At 58.6% G+C, this 15,869-nt stretch carries 18 protein-coding genes; 3 read left to right on the forward strand and 15 right to left on the reverse strand.

Features of this window, described 5'->3' with window-relative positions:
- Nucleotides 1-46: 46 nt before the first annotated feature.
- Nucleotides 47-544 (reverse strand): DUF3795 domain-containing protein, encoded by a 498-nt coding sequence (locus tag H5T64_06685; GenBank protein MBC7264031.1) that lies wholly within the window; start codon nt 542-544, stop codon nt 47-49.
- Between the two features lie 84 nt (nt 545-628).
- Nucleotides 629-1,696: a hypothetical protein gene (locus H5T64_06690; GenBank protein MBC7264032.1), complete on the reverse strand. Its 1,068-nt coding sequence runs from the start codon at nt 1,694-1,696 to the stop codon at nt 629-631.
- Between the two features lie 609 nt (nt 1,697-2,305).
- Here H5T64_06690 and H5T64_06695 point away from each other — a divergent pair.
- Genes H5T64_06695 through H5T64_06705 form a run of 3 tightly spaced genes read left to right on the forward strand, consistent with a single transcriptional unit; the run spans nt 2,306 to nt 5,793 of the window.
- Nucleotides 2,306-3,484: an alanine--glyoxylate aminotransferase family protein gene (locus tag H5T64_06695; GenBank protein MBC7264033.1), complete on the forward strand. Its 1,179-nt coding sequence runs from the start codon at nt 2,306-2,308 to the stop codon at nt 3,482-3,484.
- Nucleotides 3,481-4,377 (forward strand): dihydrodipicolinate synthase family protein, encoded by an 897-nt coding sequence (locus H5T64_06700; protein MBC7264034.1) that lies wholly within the window; start codon nt 3,481-3,483, stop codon nt 4,375-4,377. The genes H5T64_06695 and H5T64_06700 overlap by 4 nt, the downstream gene beginning before the upstream one ends.
- A gap of 18 nt (nt 4,378-4,395) precedes the next feature.
- Complete coding sequence (locus H5T64_06705) at nt 4,396-5,793, forward strand: FAD-binding protein (protein MBC7264035.1); 1,398 nt, start codon at nt 4,396-4,398, stop codon at nt 5,791-5,793.
- A gap of 14 nt (nt 5,794-5,807) precedes the next feature.
- Here H5T64_06705 and H5T64_06710 read toward each other — a convergent pair whose 3' ends face one another.
- The 13 genes from H5T64_06710 to H5T64_06770 all read right to left on the reverse strand — a co-directional run bounded on the left by H5T64_06710 (nt 5,808) and on the right by H5T64_06770 (nt 15,864).
- Nucleotides 5,808-6,239, reverse strand: a complete 432-nt coding sequence (locus tag H5T64_06710) for a DUF86 domain-containing protein (protein ID MBC7264036.1) — start codon at nt 6,237-6,239, stop codon at nt 5,808-5,810.
- Entirely contained in the window at nt 6,232-6,648 is a 417-nt protein-coding gene (locus H5T64_06715; protein ID MBC7264037.1) for a nucleotidyltransferase domain-containing protein, read from the reverse strand. The genes H5T64_06710 and H5T64_06715 overlap by 8 nt, the downstream gene beginning before the upstream one ends.
- A 119-nt stretch (nt 6,649-6,767) precedes the next feature.
- Entirely contained in the window at nt 6,768-7,259 is a 492-nt protein-coding gene (locus tag H5T64_06720; GenBank protein MBC7264038.1) for a permease, read from the reverse strand.
- Between the two features lie 23 nt (nt 7,260-7,282).
- Entirely contained in the window at nt 7,283-7,774 is a 492-nt protein-coding gene (locus H5T64_06725; protein ID MBC7264039.1) for a DUF523 domain-containing protein, read from the reverse strand.
- An 85-nt stretch (nt 7,775-7,859) separates the two neighbouring features.
- Nucleotides 7,860-8,366, reverse strand: a complete 507-nt coding sequence (locus H5T64_06730; protein MBC7264040.1) for a hypothetical protein — start codon at nt 8,364-8,366, stop codon at nt 7,860-7,862.
- A gap of 131 nt (nt 8,367-8,497) precedes the next feature.
- Nucleotides 8,498-9,421, reverse strand: a complete 924-nt coding sequence (locus H5T64_06735; GenBank protein MBC7264041.1) for a tetratricopeptide repeat protein — start codon at nt 9,419-9,421, stop codon at nt 8,498-8,500.
- Nucleotides 9,422-9,566: 145 nt separating this feature from the next.
- Nucleotides 9,567-10,712, reverse strand: coding sequence for a 4Fe-4S binding protein (locus H5T64_06740; GenBank protein MBC7264042.1), 1,146 nt, complete (start codon nt 10,710-10,712; stop codon nt 9,567-9,569).
- A 30-nt stretch (nt 10,713-10,742) separates the two neighbouring features.
- Nucleotides 10,743-11,651 carry a DUF559 domain-containing protein gene (locus tag H5T64_06745; GenBank protein ID MBC7264043.1) on the reverse strand — a complete coding sequence of 303 codons (909 nt, stop codon included), beginning with the start codon at nt 11,649-11,651 and terminating at the stop codon, nt 10,743-10,745.
- Between the two features lie 562 nt (nt 11,652-12,213).
- Nucleotides 12,214-13,506 carry an MFS transporter gene (locus tag H5T64_06750; GenBank protein ID MBC7264044.1) on the reverse strand — a complete coding sequence of 431 codons (1,293 nt, stop codon included), beginning with the start codon at nt 13,504-13,506 and terminating at the stop codon, nt 12,214-12,216.
- Nucleotides 13,507-13,572: 66 nt separating this feature from the next.
- Nucleotides 13,573-13,983, reverse strand: coding sequence for a HEPN domain-containing protein (locus tag H5T64_06755; GenBank protein MBC7264045.1), 411 nt, complete (start codon nt 13,981-13,983; stop codon nt 13,573-13,575).
- The gene (locus H5T64_06760; GenBank protein MBC7264046.1) at nt 13,980-14,324 is read right to left on the reverse strand and encodes a nucleotidyltransferase domain-containing protein; all 345 of its coding nucleotides are present in this window, start codon (nt 14,322-14,324) and stop codon (nt 13,980-13,982) included. Before H5T64_06760 ends, H5T64_06755 begins: the two co-directional genes overlap by 4 nt.
- 158 nt (nt 14,325-14,482) lie before the next feature.
- Complete coding sequence (locus tag H5T64_06765; protein ID MBC7264047.1) at nt 14,483-15,673, reverse strand: zinc ribbon domain-containing protein; 1,191 nt, start codon at nt 15,671-15,673, stop codon at nt 14,483-14,485.
- Nucleotides 15,674-15,675: 2 nt separating this feature from the next.
- Nucleotides 15,676-15,864 (reverse strand): hypothetical protein, encoded by a 189-nt coding sequence (locus H5T64_06770; GenBank protein ID MBC7264048.1) that lies wholly within the window; start codon nt 15,862-15,864, stop codon nt 15,676-15,678.
- Nucleotides 15,865-15,869: the final 5 nt, after the last annotated feature.

A 15,869-nucleotide genomic window follows, 5' to 3' on the forward strand; every position in this document is an offset into this window, starting at 1 on the left:
CCTGGGCTTGAGCCGCGCCGACGGCTGGAGGCCAGGTTAGCGATATCTAAGTCTGCGGCGGATCTTCGGTGGCTCTCATCTGATAGTACTTCCTCGTGTGTCCCTCAAAGCCACGATTCGCCTTCTCGACTTGCTGTCGCAGCCATTCCGTCTTGCCCAGGGCCCTGTACTGTCGGGAGCGCTCCATCATCCCCGGGTCTTCTCCGACCCTCTCACAGGGAAATTCATCGCAATCGAAACAGATCTCGAGCCCGCGTTCCCTGCAACATTTCCGGATCTCGCAGTCGGGATTTCCATCCCCACCCTTGCAACACCTGTGACAAACAAGCCAGGTATCGGGCTTGCTGAAGAAGTCCAGCCCCTTGCGGAATTCTCGGTAATCGAATTCGTGTAGTTCCTGTGGCATCCAGTGCTGGTATCCCTGCGCATCCACCCATTCAGCGAGAAGGGCAACCAGGTCTCTGAATTTCGTGTAACCGCACCATCGCGCACAGTTCCCGCCATAGAAACCGCAGTAGGTGATCAAGTCTTCGTCTTTCACCATCGAGATGCTCCTTTTTGGGCTGGTGTGGGATGGGGCGCCGGGTTTGGTGGTGCCGCAGAATGTGGTGTCGACTAGAATGAGATTTTAGCCAGTCGAGTTAGTAAGTAAACTATTGCCAGATATAAACACCCGCTCGTAAGCCCGCCGGATGATTTCAAAAGATATGTCAACGGCCCGAAGAACTTCCGCAGCGCTTAGCCGGATCTCGCGTCCTTCCATCTCTCCAGACCGAACTCTCTCGAGATATTTGCGATCAATAACTCCCAAATTGTGAGTAATAGGATGCCGCTTCTCAAATGCAAGTCCAAGGTCATTCAAATCCCTCTCACTGATACCCTCAAAGAGTTCTAAACCTACGTGATTTCTGAAAGTTTCCGCCGCTGCAGCAATGTTCTGATACGAATTACGAATGTTGCGCTCCACTACACGGTCGACCTCTTCAGGTGCCATGCCGCTCCTAAGCAAGTGCCGTCTTGTTATCGCTTTTAGAACGGCTTCAAAGATTGATACAACATCCTCAAGGGCGTTCTCAATATCTCGGGCGGCAACTCGGGCACCAAGTTCGAGCCGACGCGCATCGACGGTGGCGAGAGTCTTTCGGACAACAGCGAGCTCCTCACTAACGTGGCTTATGAAGATATCAGTTCCACAATCTGGGCACCAAGTCGCAAGACCAAACACTGCGTGTTCAAGCCCGCAATGGGGACAAGTAAGGTCCCGTCGTAACTCTTCCTCAACTGGACGAGAAACCGGACTCAGTCTGGCTTCCCTATAGGAGATTTCAAGCGAGAGGAGACCACCATCTATCTTTTTCTTTCCAGCGGGTCCGAGGTCAAGCGCCTCCCGAATAGTGCGATTGATACCTTTAATGGCCTCATTTCCTACCAATTGCAAGACATATTTCTGCTGAGCCTTCGTCAAGAATTCGCTCGGGGAGTCTCCATGTCGACAATAGGGACAATATGCAATAGATTGACCCTGAGTGATGCCAGTTCCTGGTTTCACTTTGAAGTATCCAGGTGAGCACGTTTGGTCAGGGCATTCACGCCCGACCATCCCGTCCGCATCAAGAGGAATTTTCACTCTGAATTCATATCTGTTAGGTCCAACACGGCGGCCTCCTAATGGGCCGCCTTCTTCGAATATTGACATTGAAAACAACTCCGACAACGCCAAACTATCTGGATGTATCAAGGCTGGCTATCTATAGCTGTACCAAATGGCAGGTACAGAATCTGCACAATGCGCCACAGAGTTACGTATTATGGATTTTGCCTTTACACGGATTTTCAATTGGTTTACAATCACATTATAAGGCCAGGCTCCCCGTTTGTCAACGTGTTTTCGCCCACCCCAAACCCCACGCCACCCGGCTCGAAATGGAAACCTCCCCAACCGCCAAAACAGTCCCGCAGGGACTTCCTGCCTGTAGCCGTCGAATTCCATTCGACGGCAGGGGCAGGCGCATGCAATCGCCCCACCCGGGCGATTTCATTCGACGGCGGGCGCAGGCGCATGCAATCGTCGCACCCGGGCAATTTATTCGACGGCTAATTCAGGTGCATGCAGCGGTCGCAGGCGGGCAATTCATTGGAGGCGAGGAGGCTGGGCGTAGACGGACGTTCCACCCTTCACAAAAGCCGCAAAATGTGATAAAATGGCGGTGAGCAAAAGGTCCCGGCGACGATGGCCAGCCCCGAACTTGCCGCCAGACGCTGGGAACCGCCTGGGAGAAAAACTGCACACATGGAGGGAAACACAATGTCTGTGACGTACCGTGATCTCAATCCGCCAGCCCGGCTCCTCCTGGGCCCCGGCCCCAGTAACGCCGACCCCCGCGTCCTGCGGGCCATGACTACAGCGCCGATCGGCTATTTCGACCCCGACTTCTTCCAAATCATGGACGAAACCAAGCAGTTGCTCCAATACACCTTCCAGACCAGTAATCCCCTCACCCTCCCCATCTCCGGCACCGGCACTGCAGGTATGGAGGCGGCGCTCTGCAACGTCATCGAGCCCGGCGACACCGTGGCCGTGTGCGTCAGCGGCTTCTTCAGCGACCGAATGTGCGACATCGTCGAGCGCTGCCAGGGGAAACTGATCCGCATCGAGGCGGAGTGGGGCCGCATCATTGACCCCCAGCAGGTCGAATCCGTCCTGAAGCAGTCCAAGGTCAAGGTGGTGGCCGTCGTGCACGCCGAGACTTCCACCGGCGTTCTCCAGCCCCTGGGAGATATCAGCCGCCTGGCTCACAAATATGGAGCCCTTCTGCTGGTGGACGCGGTGACATCCTTGGGCGGCTGCCCGCTCAAGGTGGACGAGTGGGGTCTGGATGTGGTGTACAGTGGCAGCCAGAAGTGCTTGAGTTGTCCGCCTGGGCTGGCGCCCATCACCTTCTCGGCACGGGCGCAGGCGGTCCTGGACGGGCGGCGCACCAAGGTGCCGAGTTTCTACCTCGACCTGTCCCTCATCCGGCGCTACTGGGGTGAGGAACGGGTGTATCACCACACCCCGCCCACCAATATGTGCTACGCCTTCCGAGAGGCCCTGCGCGTGGTCCAAGAGGAGGGGTTGGAGGCTCGCTGGCAGCGCCACGAACTGAATCATCGCGCCCTGATGGCTGGGCTGCAGGCCATGGGACTGGAGCCTTTCGCCCAGGCGGGCCACTGGCTGCCCTCGCTGAACGTCGTGCGCGTCCCGGAGGGCATCCAGGACGCCAAGGTGAGGGGCAGGCTACTCCAGGATTACGGCATCGAGATCGGCGGGGGATTGGGCAAACTGAAGGGGCAGATCTGGCGCATCGGCCTGATGGGCTACAACTCCACCAGGAAATCGGTCCTCCTATTCCTCGCCGCGCTGGAGGCGGTGCTGCAGGCGGAGGGATATCCGGTGCGGTCTGGAGCTGCCCTGACCGCTGCGGAACAGGTGTATCGAGGATGAAAGGGTTATCGCTATCGGGAGTATACGCTCCCATCCCCACCCCTTTCGACAACGACGGGGCCGTCGCACACGACAAATTGGCCGAGAACATCGCCAAATGGATGGAAACACCCCTCGCGGGGCTCGTGGTCCTGGGCAGCAACGGTGAATACGTCTACCTGAGCGATGAGGAAAAGGTAGAGGTGCTGAAAACTGCCCGCCAGGCTATCCCCAAAGATAGACTGTTCATCGCCGGCACAGGCTGTGAGTCCACCCGGTGCACTTTGGAACTGACGGAGCGCGCCGCGGCGATCGGGGCCGATGCGGCCATGGTCATCACCCCGAGTTATTACACCAAGGCGGACCCTGCGGCGATGCAGCGGCACTTCCTGCAGTTGGCCGAGCACTCCCCGTTGCCCATCCTCCTGTACAATATGCCGTCCCGCACGGGCGTTGACCTCTCGGCGGAAACCGTGTTGAAACTGGCACAGCATCCCAACATCATCGGCATTAAGGACAGCGGGGGGAACGTGGTCAAGTTAGGGGACATTATCCGGGCTGCTCCCCCACACTTCAGTGTCTTGGCCGGCTCAGCCTGTTTTCTCTACCCGGCTCTGATTCTGGGCGCGGTGGGCGGGGTTGCGGCCCTCGCCAACATCGCTGCGGAACAGTGCTATCGCCTGTACCAGTGCGCTCGAGAGGGACGGCACGATGAAGCACGACAGTTGCAGTTGAAGATGATCCCTGCCAACACTGCCGCAACTGCCCGCTTTGGCGTCCCAGGCCTGAAATTAGCCCTGGATTGGCTGGGCTACTACGGTGGGCCACCGCGCTCGCCCCTTGGACCGCTCGACGAGGCTCAACAAGCCGCGTTGCGCGCCACCTTGGTCGAAGGGGGGATTTTGCCAGCCTGAGCAGGGGAGGCATCGCAAATGTATAAGAAAGTCGACGCTGGCATTGTCGAGGCGCTGCGCCAGATCGTGGGCGAGAGCAATGTCCTGGTGCGCGCCGAGGACATGGAGCCCTACACCCACGACCAGGTGGTGGGTTTGCGCGCCGATCCAGAGGTGGTGGTCAGGGTCACCAGCGCCCAGCAGATCTCCGATATCTTCCGGCTGGCCCAGCAAGAGCGGGTGCCGGTTACCCCGAGGGGAGCGGGGTGGGGGCTGAGCGGCGGGGCGGTGCCGATGTGTGGCGGGATCGTCCTGTCGCTGGAGAAGATGAACCGCATCCTGGAGATCGACAAGGAAAACCTGATGGTCACCGTCGAACCGGGGGTCATCACCGGCGACATCCACCGCGCGGTGGAGGCAGAGGGACTGTTCTACCCGCCAGACCCAGCCAGCCTCGATTCGTGCACCATCGGGGGGAACATCGCCGAGTGCGCCGGCGGTCCGAGAGCAGTCAAGTACGGCGTGACCAGGCACTACGTGTGCGGTCTGGAGGCAGTGCTGCCCTCGGGCGATATCATCACTTGCGGCGGGAAACTGGTCAAGAACGTTACCGGCTATGACCTGGTGCAACTCTTGATCGGCTCAGAGGGTACCCTGGCAGTGGTAACCAAAATCATCCTGCGCCTGATCCCCTTGCCCAAAGTGCAGGTGGACCTACTGGTGCCGTATGACGATTTCCAGGCGGCGGCCAACACCGTCTCCGCCATCATCGCCCATCGTATCGTGCCCACCACCATCGAGTTTATGGAGCGAGACAGCATTCTGGCCGTAGAGCGCCTCCTGCAGCAGGAAGTGCCATACGACGACGCGGAGGCTCATTTGCTCATCCAACTCGACGGCAACCGCCGGGAGGCGGTGGATGCGGATTTCGAGGAGGTAGGCGACTTGTGCCTGGAACACGGGGCGCGCGACGTGATGGTGGCCAGGGATCGGCTCACCCGCGATCGGCTGTGGCACGCCCGGCGCATGATCATCGAGGCCCTCAAGCATGAGAGCCCCATCAATCACATGGAGGACGTGGTGGTGCCACGGTCCGAGATACCGCCTTTGCTGAAGGGGATCAAGGACATCTCCAGGAAGCACGGGGTACGCATCATTAACTTCGGCCACGCCGGCGACGGCAACGTGCACGTCAACGTCCTCAAAGACGACCTCGCTGATGAGCAATGGGAGGTGGTGGTGCCAGCCGTCGCCGAGGAGATATACCGGCTCACCCTGTCATTGGGGGGAATGATCACGGGCGAGCATGGGGTCGGCGCCACCCGCCGTCGGTATCTCCCCTTGGCGCTGGACGAGGCTCAGATCGAGGTGATGCGCCGCATCCGGGCCGCCTTCGACCCCCATCAGATCCTGAACCCGGCGAAGATCTTCCCGTAAGATGCCAGCCAAGATCAAGACTCATTATGTAGAGCAACAACTGTGCGCATATCAGCGATAAACATCCGGAAGTCGTCCAATTCCATGCGCAAGATGTGCTTCACTTCCTCGGGGCTGACATCATTGTATAAGTGCACAACCCGATTGCGGAAAGCATTCATGGCCAGATAGGTTTCCACATGACTCGCCGGCATCAGACCTTGGCTGGCCATCACCAACAATGCCTCGCGTCCATCGCTGGGCGTGCCTAGTCGCAGGCGAGAAATGACGTGATCCACGCAGTCCAGCATAGCCTCAACGCACATTTGCAGCAAGTGCACGGCTGTGTACAGATTACGAAAGTCGCTGTCAAACTCGGCGTCCTCCAGACTACTAAGGCGCGTTAGAAGGGCAAGATTGTCCTCAATGACCCCTAATTTTCGTTCGATGATCTCTCGGTCAATCACGTGACGCCGTCCCGAAAAACTCCTGCAGCCGGCGATTGCGGCGGTAAGCGGTGGCCCGCCTGGCTTTCAATACGCCTTCGATGAAATCAGACACGGCGATCGGATCACGCTCGAAAAGGCTGATGCCGCTGATGGCGCGATGCTGCAGCAAAAGGCTGGCCCGATTCAGGTGAACCACTTCCACCGGCAGACCGGTCGCCTCAATCAATTTCGCTTCCAGGCGCGCCACATCGCGTCCAGTGATCGTTGGGGCCGCCTCCGCAGTGAATAGTACCGCCACATCCACGTCGCTATGAGGCATGGCACAGCCTTCGACCTGTGAGCCGTAGAGAAAGGCAGCCAGGATCCGTGGATCGGCAGCAAGTATCTTCTTGAGCCTTTCCAGTGCCGGGATCATATCTTTGCGCATCGACTTTCCTCGCCTGTCCCAAATTATACTGCGGGCGGGAGCGAATCACAAAGTGTCACCATGTGCTGCATCTGCTCAGCCTTGCGAAGGTTCTAAACCTTCGCAAGGCTATAACTCCTTCACACCAACCGGCTGGCGGCATTCGCCACCAGCCCAGCGATAGGTGGCACCACAAAGGTGATGACGTAGCGCACCAGGGCCGGCTTCGGGCCGATCAGCGCTATCTCCGTGGGCAGACGCGACACTGACCACAAGGCCCAGGCAGAGACAAATCCTACCACCGCGCCCAGACCTGCCCCGGCCCGGTGGAGCGAAGCCACCAGGGGGAAGACCGCGTAGGGCGAGCCGGGTACCAATCCGCCCAGCACGCACCCGATAAGCACTCCTCTGACACCTGCCCCTGCGCCCAGCCAGCGGGTGATCAGTTCCTTAGGAACCAGCACCTGGATCAGCCCGGCGATCACGAAGCCCAGCAACAGGATCGCCAGGTTCGACCATATCATGCGCCCGGCAGCCAACAGCCCGGCCAGCGGTAGCCCGCGTCCTCGCCAGAAGGCGATTGCCATCAGTATCACCGCCACGGCAGCCAGAATCAGCGTCGCCGTATCCATCGCCCTGCTCCTCTTGTGTAGGTTCACCTTGCGCTTTGCCTCATCCACTCCGCCGCCTTCTCGATCTCCGCCTCACTGAACACCCTCACCCCCGCCCGCTCTAATATCGCCACCGTCACCCCTCGGCCACGCTTTTTCACTCCCGTGAAACTGCCGTCGTAGATGAACCCCCTGCCGCACGACGGGCTGCCATCCTTCATCACCGCCACCTTCACTCCCTCTGCCCTCGCCAGATCGAGCGCCCGCCTCGCCCCATCCAAGTAGATACCCGTTACCTCTCTCCCGCCCGCCTCTCGCACAATCGCCTCGCCGACGAGGACATCCCCGCCCTCTCCGCCAATGATCTCCGCCGGCTCCCTGGGGATGCTCATGCCGGCAGCCACTTCTGGGCAGAACGGGATAATACGACCCTCGGCTCGCCACTCTTGCAAAATCGTGCTCCGCACGGCAGCGTCAGAGCCATCATAGCGCACCCGGCAACCCAAAAGACAAGCACTGACGAGGATTTTGATCATGCTTGCTGTCTGGCTAACCCTCTTTACAAGAATGACTCTTTCTACAGGCGGTTGTGGGGGCCTGAATGAACCTCGTTACCCCATCTCAGTTTTCTGCCAAGAGGCCGATCAGAAAAGTGGGAACGTTTATTGGCAGCACGCTGAAGCACGTATGGGCCAGGGAGTAATCAGCCATATTCTGGACACTCTTAGGACGCGTAGGGAAGAACGAACCCGGGTCGGCGGGCACAATCAAAACAGCCAAGGAGAGGAGGCCGTTCGCTAATCCATACTGAAACTTGTAGTAATCTCTGTACAACGCCGCGCTGTTGCCAAACTGTATTTCTACGAATACGAGGCCCTTTCTGAAATCACCGATAAGTCTGGGATCTCGGCTAAGCAAAGGTTGAGGTTCCCAGCCTCGGTTGCGGAACTCACGCCCAAAGGCTCTATTGTATCCCGCCTGATGCTTGTAGGTAGTGCCGTCTTCGCGGTAACCGAATTCGTAAGCCCATCGGACTGCTGCAATGACTGATTGGACTTCTTGAATCTCGTCACGAAGGGTCTCTCTTAAGTAATCACCGCAGTGGAAGAATGCTGTCGTGCTTTTCATAGGCTACCACCTTTACTGGGATTAACAATAGCAACAGCCACACCAGAGGGCATCAGTCCATGTAAGTTGCTTACACAAAGGTTTACAATGCGTACCTGCGATAATGCGTGCTGACATGTGCTTTTCTCGCGCTACCGGGGGTCCACGTCCCAAACCACGAAGAACTCAGTGCTGCATTTGTCGCACAGCACCGGGATGGCGTACGCGCCTTTGTCATCCTCTTGGTGATAGTAGGGAACCATCGGCGCCCTGGGTGGTACCGCGATCCCCAAGTTCATCGCCCCGCAGTGCACACAAGAGCAGGGGATGACGGAGAAGTCCAGACCGTATTTCATCCGGGCGATCTCGGCGGGGAAAAGTTCGGTTGAACCCTTGGCAATGGCACGACCAAGGACCCGACCTGCCAGATGGGCCCGATGGGGGTCCGAAGCCAGGTCTTGCTGGTAGATGGAGATCAACCGCCGCACGGCATTCGGGGGCTCGCCAAGGAGGCGCGACGCAGCGATGCGAACGTCTGAATCGCCATCCTGCAGATCGGCAAAGAGGCTCTCGAAGGCCGCATCGGCCTCGGGGCCGGTGCGCCAGAGTTGACGGGCTTGCTGCTCCATCGCCTGGAGCCGGTCCGCCTTTTCGCCCCCACCGGCCTCGATCTCGGCTCGGCGCTTCTCCTGGCGGATCTCCTCCATCACCCGCTGACTGTCCAAAACCAGCGAGTAGTCCCCTCGGCGTTGGCCGAATTCCAGCGCTTGTTGAAGATCCGCCAGTGCCGCGTCGTAATTCTTCAGCAGCCGGTACGAGACGCCCCGTTGCCAAAAGACCACGCCCACGTGCAGGGAGGTCGTGTTCGGATCGAGCAGGCCCAGGATTTCCGTGCACATCGCCACCGCCTTCCTGCGGTCTGCCTCTGAGACGCCGAGTTTTTTGACGCTTTCCCACAACTGCAGCGCCCGCTCGTCGGCACTTCCCGGCAATCTTCGCGCTGGAGAGACCTCGGGCTGTGTGCCCGGCGCACCTTTTGTCTTCCCCTTCCCCAGTAATCGGTCCAAAAACCCCATTGTTCGTACTCCTTTTGTGCCCGTATCCTCCCGCAGGTTTGGACAACCTGCGGGAGGATAGTAGCCATCGCTAATGACGCACTATGGACGATGGGTATTTTGTTGCGGGCAATACTGCCCTCGTGTACAGTGCCCGTCCCTGCGGTTATTTGCCCTGTAACTTACGGAGTACCAGCCCGACCATAGCCTCCATGTTGATCCTGCGGAAGAGAGCATCGTTATCGCGATAGATCTTGGGGGGTCGCTTGCGGAGCACCATGCGCAACGCTCCCTGCGGACATCTGGAGACACACTGGCCGCACCCGATGCAATTTTCAGTCTTGACCACAAGGCGGTGGTCCATAGTGGAGAAATTGTGTAACTGGCAGGCCTCTACGCATTCGCCACACAACGTGCAACTGGACTCATCGAAGGCCACCACAAAGCGCGACGGCGCGCCAACGTTCTTCTGTCCGCGCACGATGGCCTTCATCACCGCACAAGAGCAGGCGCAACAGTTGCACAGGGTCTGGATCTTGCCCTCACAGTTGCTCACATTGTGCACCAGGCCCTGTACCTCGCAGTCGCGCAGGATGCGCATCGCCTCGTCGTAGTCCACGCGGCGACCATAGCCCGATTCGAGTTTGATCATCGCCAGTTCGTTGAAGTAGAAGCAGGTCTCGAGAGGATGCCCACAACCCTCACCCAGCAATTTCTTCGTTGAACGGCAGTAACAGTCGGCAACGGCGATGATCGGCTCCTTCTTGATCATCTCGGAGATGACGTCAATGGGCAGCACCTGGCGGGGGTCCGGCACGACCTCGTGGATGGGGATCTCCACGCGCTCGGTTTCGCCGGTGAGGGTCGCTTCCACAGGCAGCACCCGGTAGTAGGGCGTGCGGGTGGGGATGACGTCCACCGCCCCTTCGATGAAAGCGTTCATCACTTTCACGCACACGGCGCGCATCGGCGAATCCTCCTTGAGGCGCACCTGGAATTCCAACAGGGCGATGACCGGTGCGCGCCCGCACAGGCGACCCGAGGGCGAAACATAGGAGTCAATGATGCCTTCGGGGATGAGGCGCTGCACTATCTCGTGCAACCTTTCCCGCGGGATCCCGATTTTGGCTGCCTTCTGCTCGAGTTTTTCGATGGGGATCATCCCGAAAAAGGGGAGCAAAAAGAAGACGCGCAAGTCCTCTTCGGTGAGAGTGGCTTGCAGCGCCTCTTTGAACTCCTGGCGATTGGGCAATTGGCCCAACTGAAACTCGTAGAAACGGATGAGTTCCTCGTAAAGATCCTTTTCGCCCATAGCGACCTCCGCGTTATTGTTTTGATAGGCTCAAGATGAGAAAGCCCGTCCATGGCTACACAGCGGACGGGCTGCTTGCTTGAGAGTATACTCGCTACTTTGCGCGTCGAGATAGCGCAAGAACCGTTTCTCATATTCGGAGCTGCAGTTGTGCACAGCACAGACGTCGGTGAGGAAGGTATGTGCCCCTTCGACCTCCAGATCATAGACTTCTTCCTCGCTTTCCACACATTCAATGGAGGTGATTCCCGCTGGCTGTAGATTGACCCCACCCTGACTCTCCCCGACATCGGGGAGGGCGAAGACGATGTCCCCTACCTTCAGGGTGACTGCACGGCGCCATTGGCGGTAGTGATCCTCGGACGGCGCCGCTTCCTGCGTGGCCTCCAGGATACACTCCAAAACGGCTTCGCGGTGATGGAGAACGTCCTCGTTCGTGACGCGCATAATGTTTAGGCCAAGGGCTTCGAGATATTCTGTTCGCGCGGCATCGTATTCCTGGCTTTCTGGAGCAAAATGGGAATCGCCATCCACCTCGACTACAAGGCCGGCTTCCCAAGAGTAGAAGTCCACAATGTAAGGCCCAATGGGATGTTGACGGCGGAATTTTACACCTAGTTGCTTGCCTCGTAGGCCTTGCCAGAGCATATGTTCAGCTGCGGTCATATCTTTGCGCAATTCGCGCGAGCGTGGAAAATGCTCTCGAGGGACGTGTTTCCAGGTACGTTGGGCCCCGTAGGATAGGGTGCGCTTCTGGCAGAGCACCTGATGATCCTCAGTCACCCACAACATTTGAGTGTGGAGATTGTGTCGGATGCCAACCATCAGGCCCCGGTGACGCTTGCGGATGGTGCGCAGCACACAGTGAGGTTGGCCATCGTGGGTGATCACCCAATCCCCCGGGTTGAGATTTTCGATGGGGATAGGCGAATACCCCACCCCAGCCCTCCCCGACATCGGGGAGGGAGACCCCGCCCCACCCGTTCCCTCCCCGTTGACGGGGAGGGAACGGGATAGCGAGGGAGAAGTCCCCCCGTTGACGGGAGGATTTAGGGGGGTCAACACCCGCGTCCCCTTACGAACGCAGAAGAGGTCAGCAACGAGGTCATCTTCGCCGGAAAGAGCCGTACTGTCGTGGACTATGATGCGAGAGAGATCCCCCAAGTTCTTTATGCGGCATCCATTAAGATCGCGGGATACCACGTTCTCTTGCTCCTCGTACTTGCCTGCCGAGACTAGCAGGAGGCTTGAGCGGCATAGCGACCTCCTTCCATCCGCAACCCCACACGCCAGCGGATGAATCCGGCGGCTCGGGTTCCAAAGTCCCTTCGGGACTTCTTACACGTAGCCGTCGCACACGGGCGATTTTATTCGACGGCGGGCCTCCAGATGCGGATTCCACCACCAATCCAGGGCAGGTATGGAAACCTGCCCCTACGTTATGTAAATTTACCGTGCCAGCCCCCCTACACGTAGCCGCTGGATTTATCCGGCGGCGGGCCTACCCCGCCTGCAGCGCTCGCTCCCGCTCTGCCCGTTCGCGCAACTGGCCGCGCAATGTGGCAATGTCGTGCGGCACCAGATAGGCGACCACGGCGAAGAAGATAGCACATAACACCCAGGCCGAGACACAGATGAGCAGGATGGCGTTATGTAAAGAAGAGCGCACGGCGATAAGACCCGCCATCAGCGGCGCTAAGGCTGCCCCCGCCGACTCGATGAAGTACTGCACCGCCAGGGCACTGCTGCGCACCTCCGGCAGCGTGATGTCATAGACAATGGAAATGACATTTGGCGCAGCGATGGGAATGAACAGGGCGGTGATGCTCAATAGCACCAGAAACAGCCCCTGGTTCTCCACCGGAACGGCGAGCGTGACCACCAGCATAATGGCCCCAGCCAGGACCCCGGTCATCGCCACCAGGGCTCGCCCGCGTGGGGTGCGCTTGAAGAAGAAATCGCCCGCTGCCCCGCCCACAAAATACCCGGAGGCGAGCACCAACACCGCGATGGACATCGTAGTGAAGACCGCAGCGCTGGAATAGCCCCGCTCTGTCTCCAGGTAGCGGAAAAACCAGTAGGTGATTACGTTCCACGGAAAGACGCCGAAGAACCCCTGGGTGAAGAGCAGGATCAGGCTGCGTTTCTTGAATAACCCCAGCGCGGTCTGCAGGTCAAAGCGGTAAACCCCTATGCGTTCCAGGTCGCGCAGTTCCGGCTCGGCTTTGCCGCGCGGCACTTCGCGCACCCCGAAGAAAATCACCGCCGCGAGCAGCACACCGAGCGACCCGGTGAGGTAATAGATGCCGCGCCAGCCCAACGTGCCGCTCAGCAGGAGGGCCAGCAACATACCCAACATATAGCCGAGGGGCTGGGCGATATCCAAGATCCCGTAGATCTTGCCACGCATCTCGGGGCCGAAATAGTCGGCGATCAGGCTGTACAAGCCCGGATAGGAGGAGTCGTCAATCCCTGTGGTGGCGCGGGTGGCCAGGAAAGCGCCGTAGGTGGGGGCGATGGCGCTCAGCCAGGTAGTCGAGCCCCAGATGAACGAGGCCAAAGCGAGCAATTTCGACCGCGCATAACGATCATAAAGATAGCCCCACAGCGGGTAGAGGATGGCCCCAACGATGAGCGCGCCGGTGACTACTGCCCCCATCTGCGCCTCGTTGATCCGGAAGGTCTCCATGATCTGGCTGGTCAGCGGCCCGATGAGCAGTTTGTCGCACTGGTGGAGCAACATAAAGGCGAAGAAAACAGCGACTACGAACCAGCGGTGTTTGGAAGGTTTCATAGCGTCTCCTTTCTTCGAGAGAAGTCAAAAATGCCAACATCTTGCGCGATGTTGTGGAACCGACTCTTAACCCTCTGGTGGAAGCAAGGAGATCAGAGGGCGAAGTTCATTCAGGAACTGGATGCAGCGGGTCAGTTGGGTCTCGACATACTCTCGGTCAAACGAGATCAAAGCCACATAGTCTCCCTCTTGCCGATCCTCGAAAAGTTGGTCATAGAGTCTGCCCCACTGCACATCTAGCAAGCCGCTCTTGATGAACTCGCGCTGGAAAGCAGCCCGGACTCCTGAATGCTTCTTAAAAGATAGTTGACGCTCTAAAAGTGCTGCACTCACCCCATAAAATGCGGCATAATAGAGGCGATTCACGGCAAAAGCATAGGCTCCGGCTTCGAGTTCGCGTTGGGCAGAGGCCAGGCTTTCTTTGGCTTTGGCCCACCAATAACGGACTACTTCGGCGCGCTGTTCCTCAGCATTCATAGTGGGATGCCATCCTTGATGATTTCGTGTCGGAGGGGCAGCACCGCAACCGCACCTATTTCCCACGAGCGGCGGTCAATGACTAAAGTGCTGAAGTTCGTGTCATAGCGTAGATTCACTTCAAAGACCACATCGGTGATCTTATGGCGGGCAGGACGCGCCAGCGGATGCGTGGTTAAGACGAGCAAATCGAAATCGGATTCTTCATCCGCCTCCCCACGTGCAACCGATCCATACAAAATCAGGGCCTCAATCTCGAACTCTTCGAACAACCTACGTCGTAATTCTGCCAAAGCCTGATGCTGGTTCGGTGTCAGAGCAATATCCTCAAGCCGCTTCACACCCTTGAACCTCCTTGGGCCCCGCCTCAACGCAACGGTGATAGGCTCTCCATACTCAACCAAAATTATAACATAGCCTCGACACAGGACAAACCCTGTATAGGCTACGGAACGTTACCATCCTGCAGGTTCCTAAACCCGCGGGAGGGTCCCCTTTGTTAGTGCCGCTCCATCTCCTGCCAGGTCAGGTTAGAGCCGATATTCGGGTTGAAGTTCGGGTCGTCGGTCAGGATGTACTCGCCCAGGCTATTGGCCCAAGCATGGCGATAGCCACCCGGCAACTCCACCCCGTATTCTTTGTATGGATCGTGATACTCGTCCACGCCCCGGATCGCTTGGCTGAAGCCACTGGAAATCCGGTCGTACACCTGTTGCCGCTGGTAGTAGGAGTCCATCATCATATCGCTGATTTGGCTGGAGGTCTGGCTGATGATGCGGCTGAGTTGCCCGATGTGCTGGATCTGCTGGATCTGGTTCTGGATGAGGTATTGGCTGACCTGTGTGTAGCGGCTGTACCACTGCGGGTTGAGCCGGAAGGAGTGTGCGATGGCCCGGAAGAGGTCCGAGAGGTCATCCAATCGGTCGGCCAGGGCGCGGCAGGAGAAGAGGTAATCGGCCATCCAATAGATGTGCTCCACCGCTCCCATCATCACCGGCATGACAACACGGGTGATCTCCACCACTCCGAAGAGTTCCTCTTCGATAACTTTGCCGCCTTGTTGGTAGCGGAGGCGGACTTTCGCCCCCTCGGCGGTGGTCATACTATCTGGGGCCACAGGGCTGGCCGCCCGCAACTGTTGGGCTAAGTCGGGCAGGCTTTCCTCGTGGACGATCTGCAGCCCGGGCATCTGCCCCCTGAAGCGCGGGACGACGATCTCGCGCAGGACTTGTTGCACTCCGGCGGGAGGTCGCACCTCGTTGCCATAGTAAAGACTGCCCACCGGGAACATCATGAGCACCATGGGGTTATTGGTCCAGTAAAAGGAAAGATTGGGGAAGACCTCGAAAACCTCTTCGCCACCGGGGTTGCGAACCTGGAAGGCGACCACAGCCGGCATCCCGGGGTTGTTCATCAGCCAGTGCACGCCGCCACTGAACTCCCAGCCGCTGGGGATGAGCATACGAAAGGCCTCGATGCCGATGCCCTGGGTGTCCACGCAGGAGAACGTTTTCAGGCGCAACCCCTGGACGAAGGGTTCCTGTCCTGGCGTCGGGGTACCAGGCTTCTCTGGCCGATAGCGGATCAGCCGCGAGCCGCAATAGGCGCAGATCACCTGCTCGCCGCCCGGTGGCAAACCGGCCCCACACTGAGGACAACGCTCCACGATAATCCGGGGTGAGTCAGACATGGTCATCCTCCTGTAGTGCGTCTCGCTATGCCATTATACTGCATCACTGAGAAAAGGCAAAGCCACGCCAGCGGATGAATCCGCCGGCCGATGGTTGCGAAGCCACGCCAGCGGATAAATCCGCTGGCTACGGTTACAAAGTCGGCTAAAGCCGACTGGCAGACCACCGGCAACAAAGCCTTGGAATGCATCCACC

Source organism: Chloroflexota bacterium (assembly GCA_014360825.1).
GTDB lineage: Bacteria > Chloroflexota > Anaerolineae > UBA2200 > JACIWT01 > JACIWT01.

Bases quoted from the DNA above. Each gene is read 5' to 3' on its own strand.
- H5T64_06685 (MBC7264031.1), bottom strand. From the start codon at position 544: ATGGTGAAAGACGAAGACTTGATCACCTACTGCGGTTTCTATGGCGGG.
- H5T64_06690 (MBC7264032.1), bottom strand. From the start codon at position 1,696: ATGTCAATATTCGAAGAAGGCGGCCCATTAGGAGGCCGCCGTGTTGGA.
- H5T64_06695 (MBC7264033.1), top strand. From the start codon at position 2,306: ATGTCTGTGACGTACCGTGATCTCAATCCGCCAGCCCGGCTCCTCCTG.
- H5T64_06700 (MBC7264034.1), top strand. From the start codon at position 3,481: ATGAAAGGGTTATCGCTATCGGGAGTATACGCTCCCATCCCCACCCCT.
- H5T64_06705 (MBC7264035.1), top strand. From the start codon at position 4,396: ATGTATAAGAAAGTCGACGCTGGCATTGTCGAGGCGCTGCGCCAGATC.
- H5T64_06715 (MBC7264037.1), bottom strand. From the start codon at position 6,648: ATGCGCAAAGATATGATCCCGGCACTGGAAAGGCTCAAGAAGATACTT.
- H5T64_06720 (MBC7264038.1), bottom strand. From the start codon at position 7,259: ATGGATACGGCGACGCTGATTCTGGCTGCCGTGGCGGTGATACTGATG.
- H5T64_06725 (MBC7264039.1), bottom strand. From the start codon at position 7,774: ATGATCAAAATCCTCGTCAGTGCTTGTCTTTTGGGTTGCCGGGTGCGC.
- H5T64_06730 (MBC7264040.1), bottom strand. From the start codon at position 8,366: ATGAAAAGCACGACAGCATTCTTCCACTGCGGTGATTACTTAAGAGAG.
- H5T64_06735 (MBC7264041.1), bottom strand. From the start codon at position 9,421: ATGGGGTTTTTGGACCGATTACTGGGGAAGGGGAAGACAAAAGGTGCG.
- H5T64_06740 (MBC7264042.1), bottom strand. From the start codon at position 10,712: ATGGGCGAAAAGGATCTTTACGAGGAACTCATCCGTTTCTACGAGTTT.
- H5T64_06750 (MBC7264044.1), bottom strand. From the start codon at position 13,506: ATGAAACCTTCCAAACACCGCTGGTTCGTAGTCGCTGTTTTCTTCGCC.
- H5T64_06755 (MBC7264045.1), bottom strand. From the start codon at position 13,983: ATGAATGCTGAGGAACAGCGCGCCGAAGTAGTCCGTTATTGGTGGGCC.
- H5T64_06765 (MBC7264047.1), bottom strand. From the start codon at position 15,673: ATGTCTGACTCACCCCGGATTATCGTGGAGCGTTGTCCTCAGTGTGGG.
- H5T64_06770 (MBC7264048.1), bottom strand. From the start codon at position 15,864: ATGCATTCCAAGGCTTTGTTGCCGGTGGTCTGCCAGTCGGCTTTAGCC.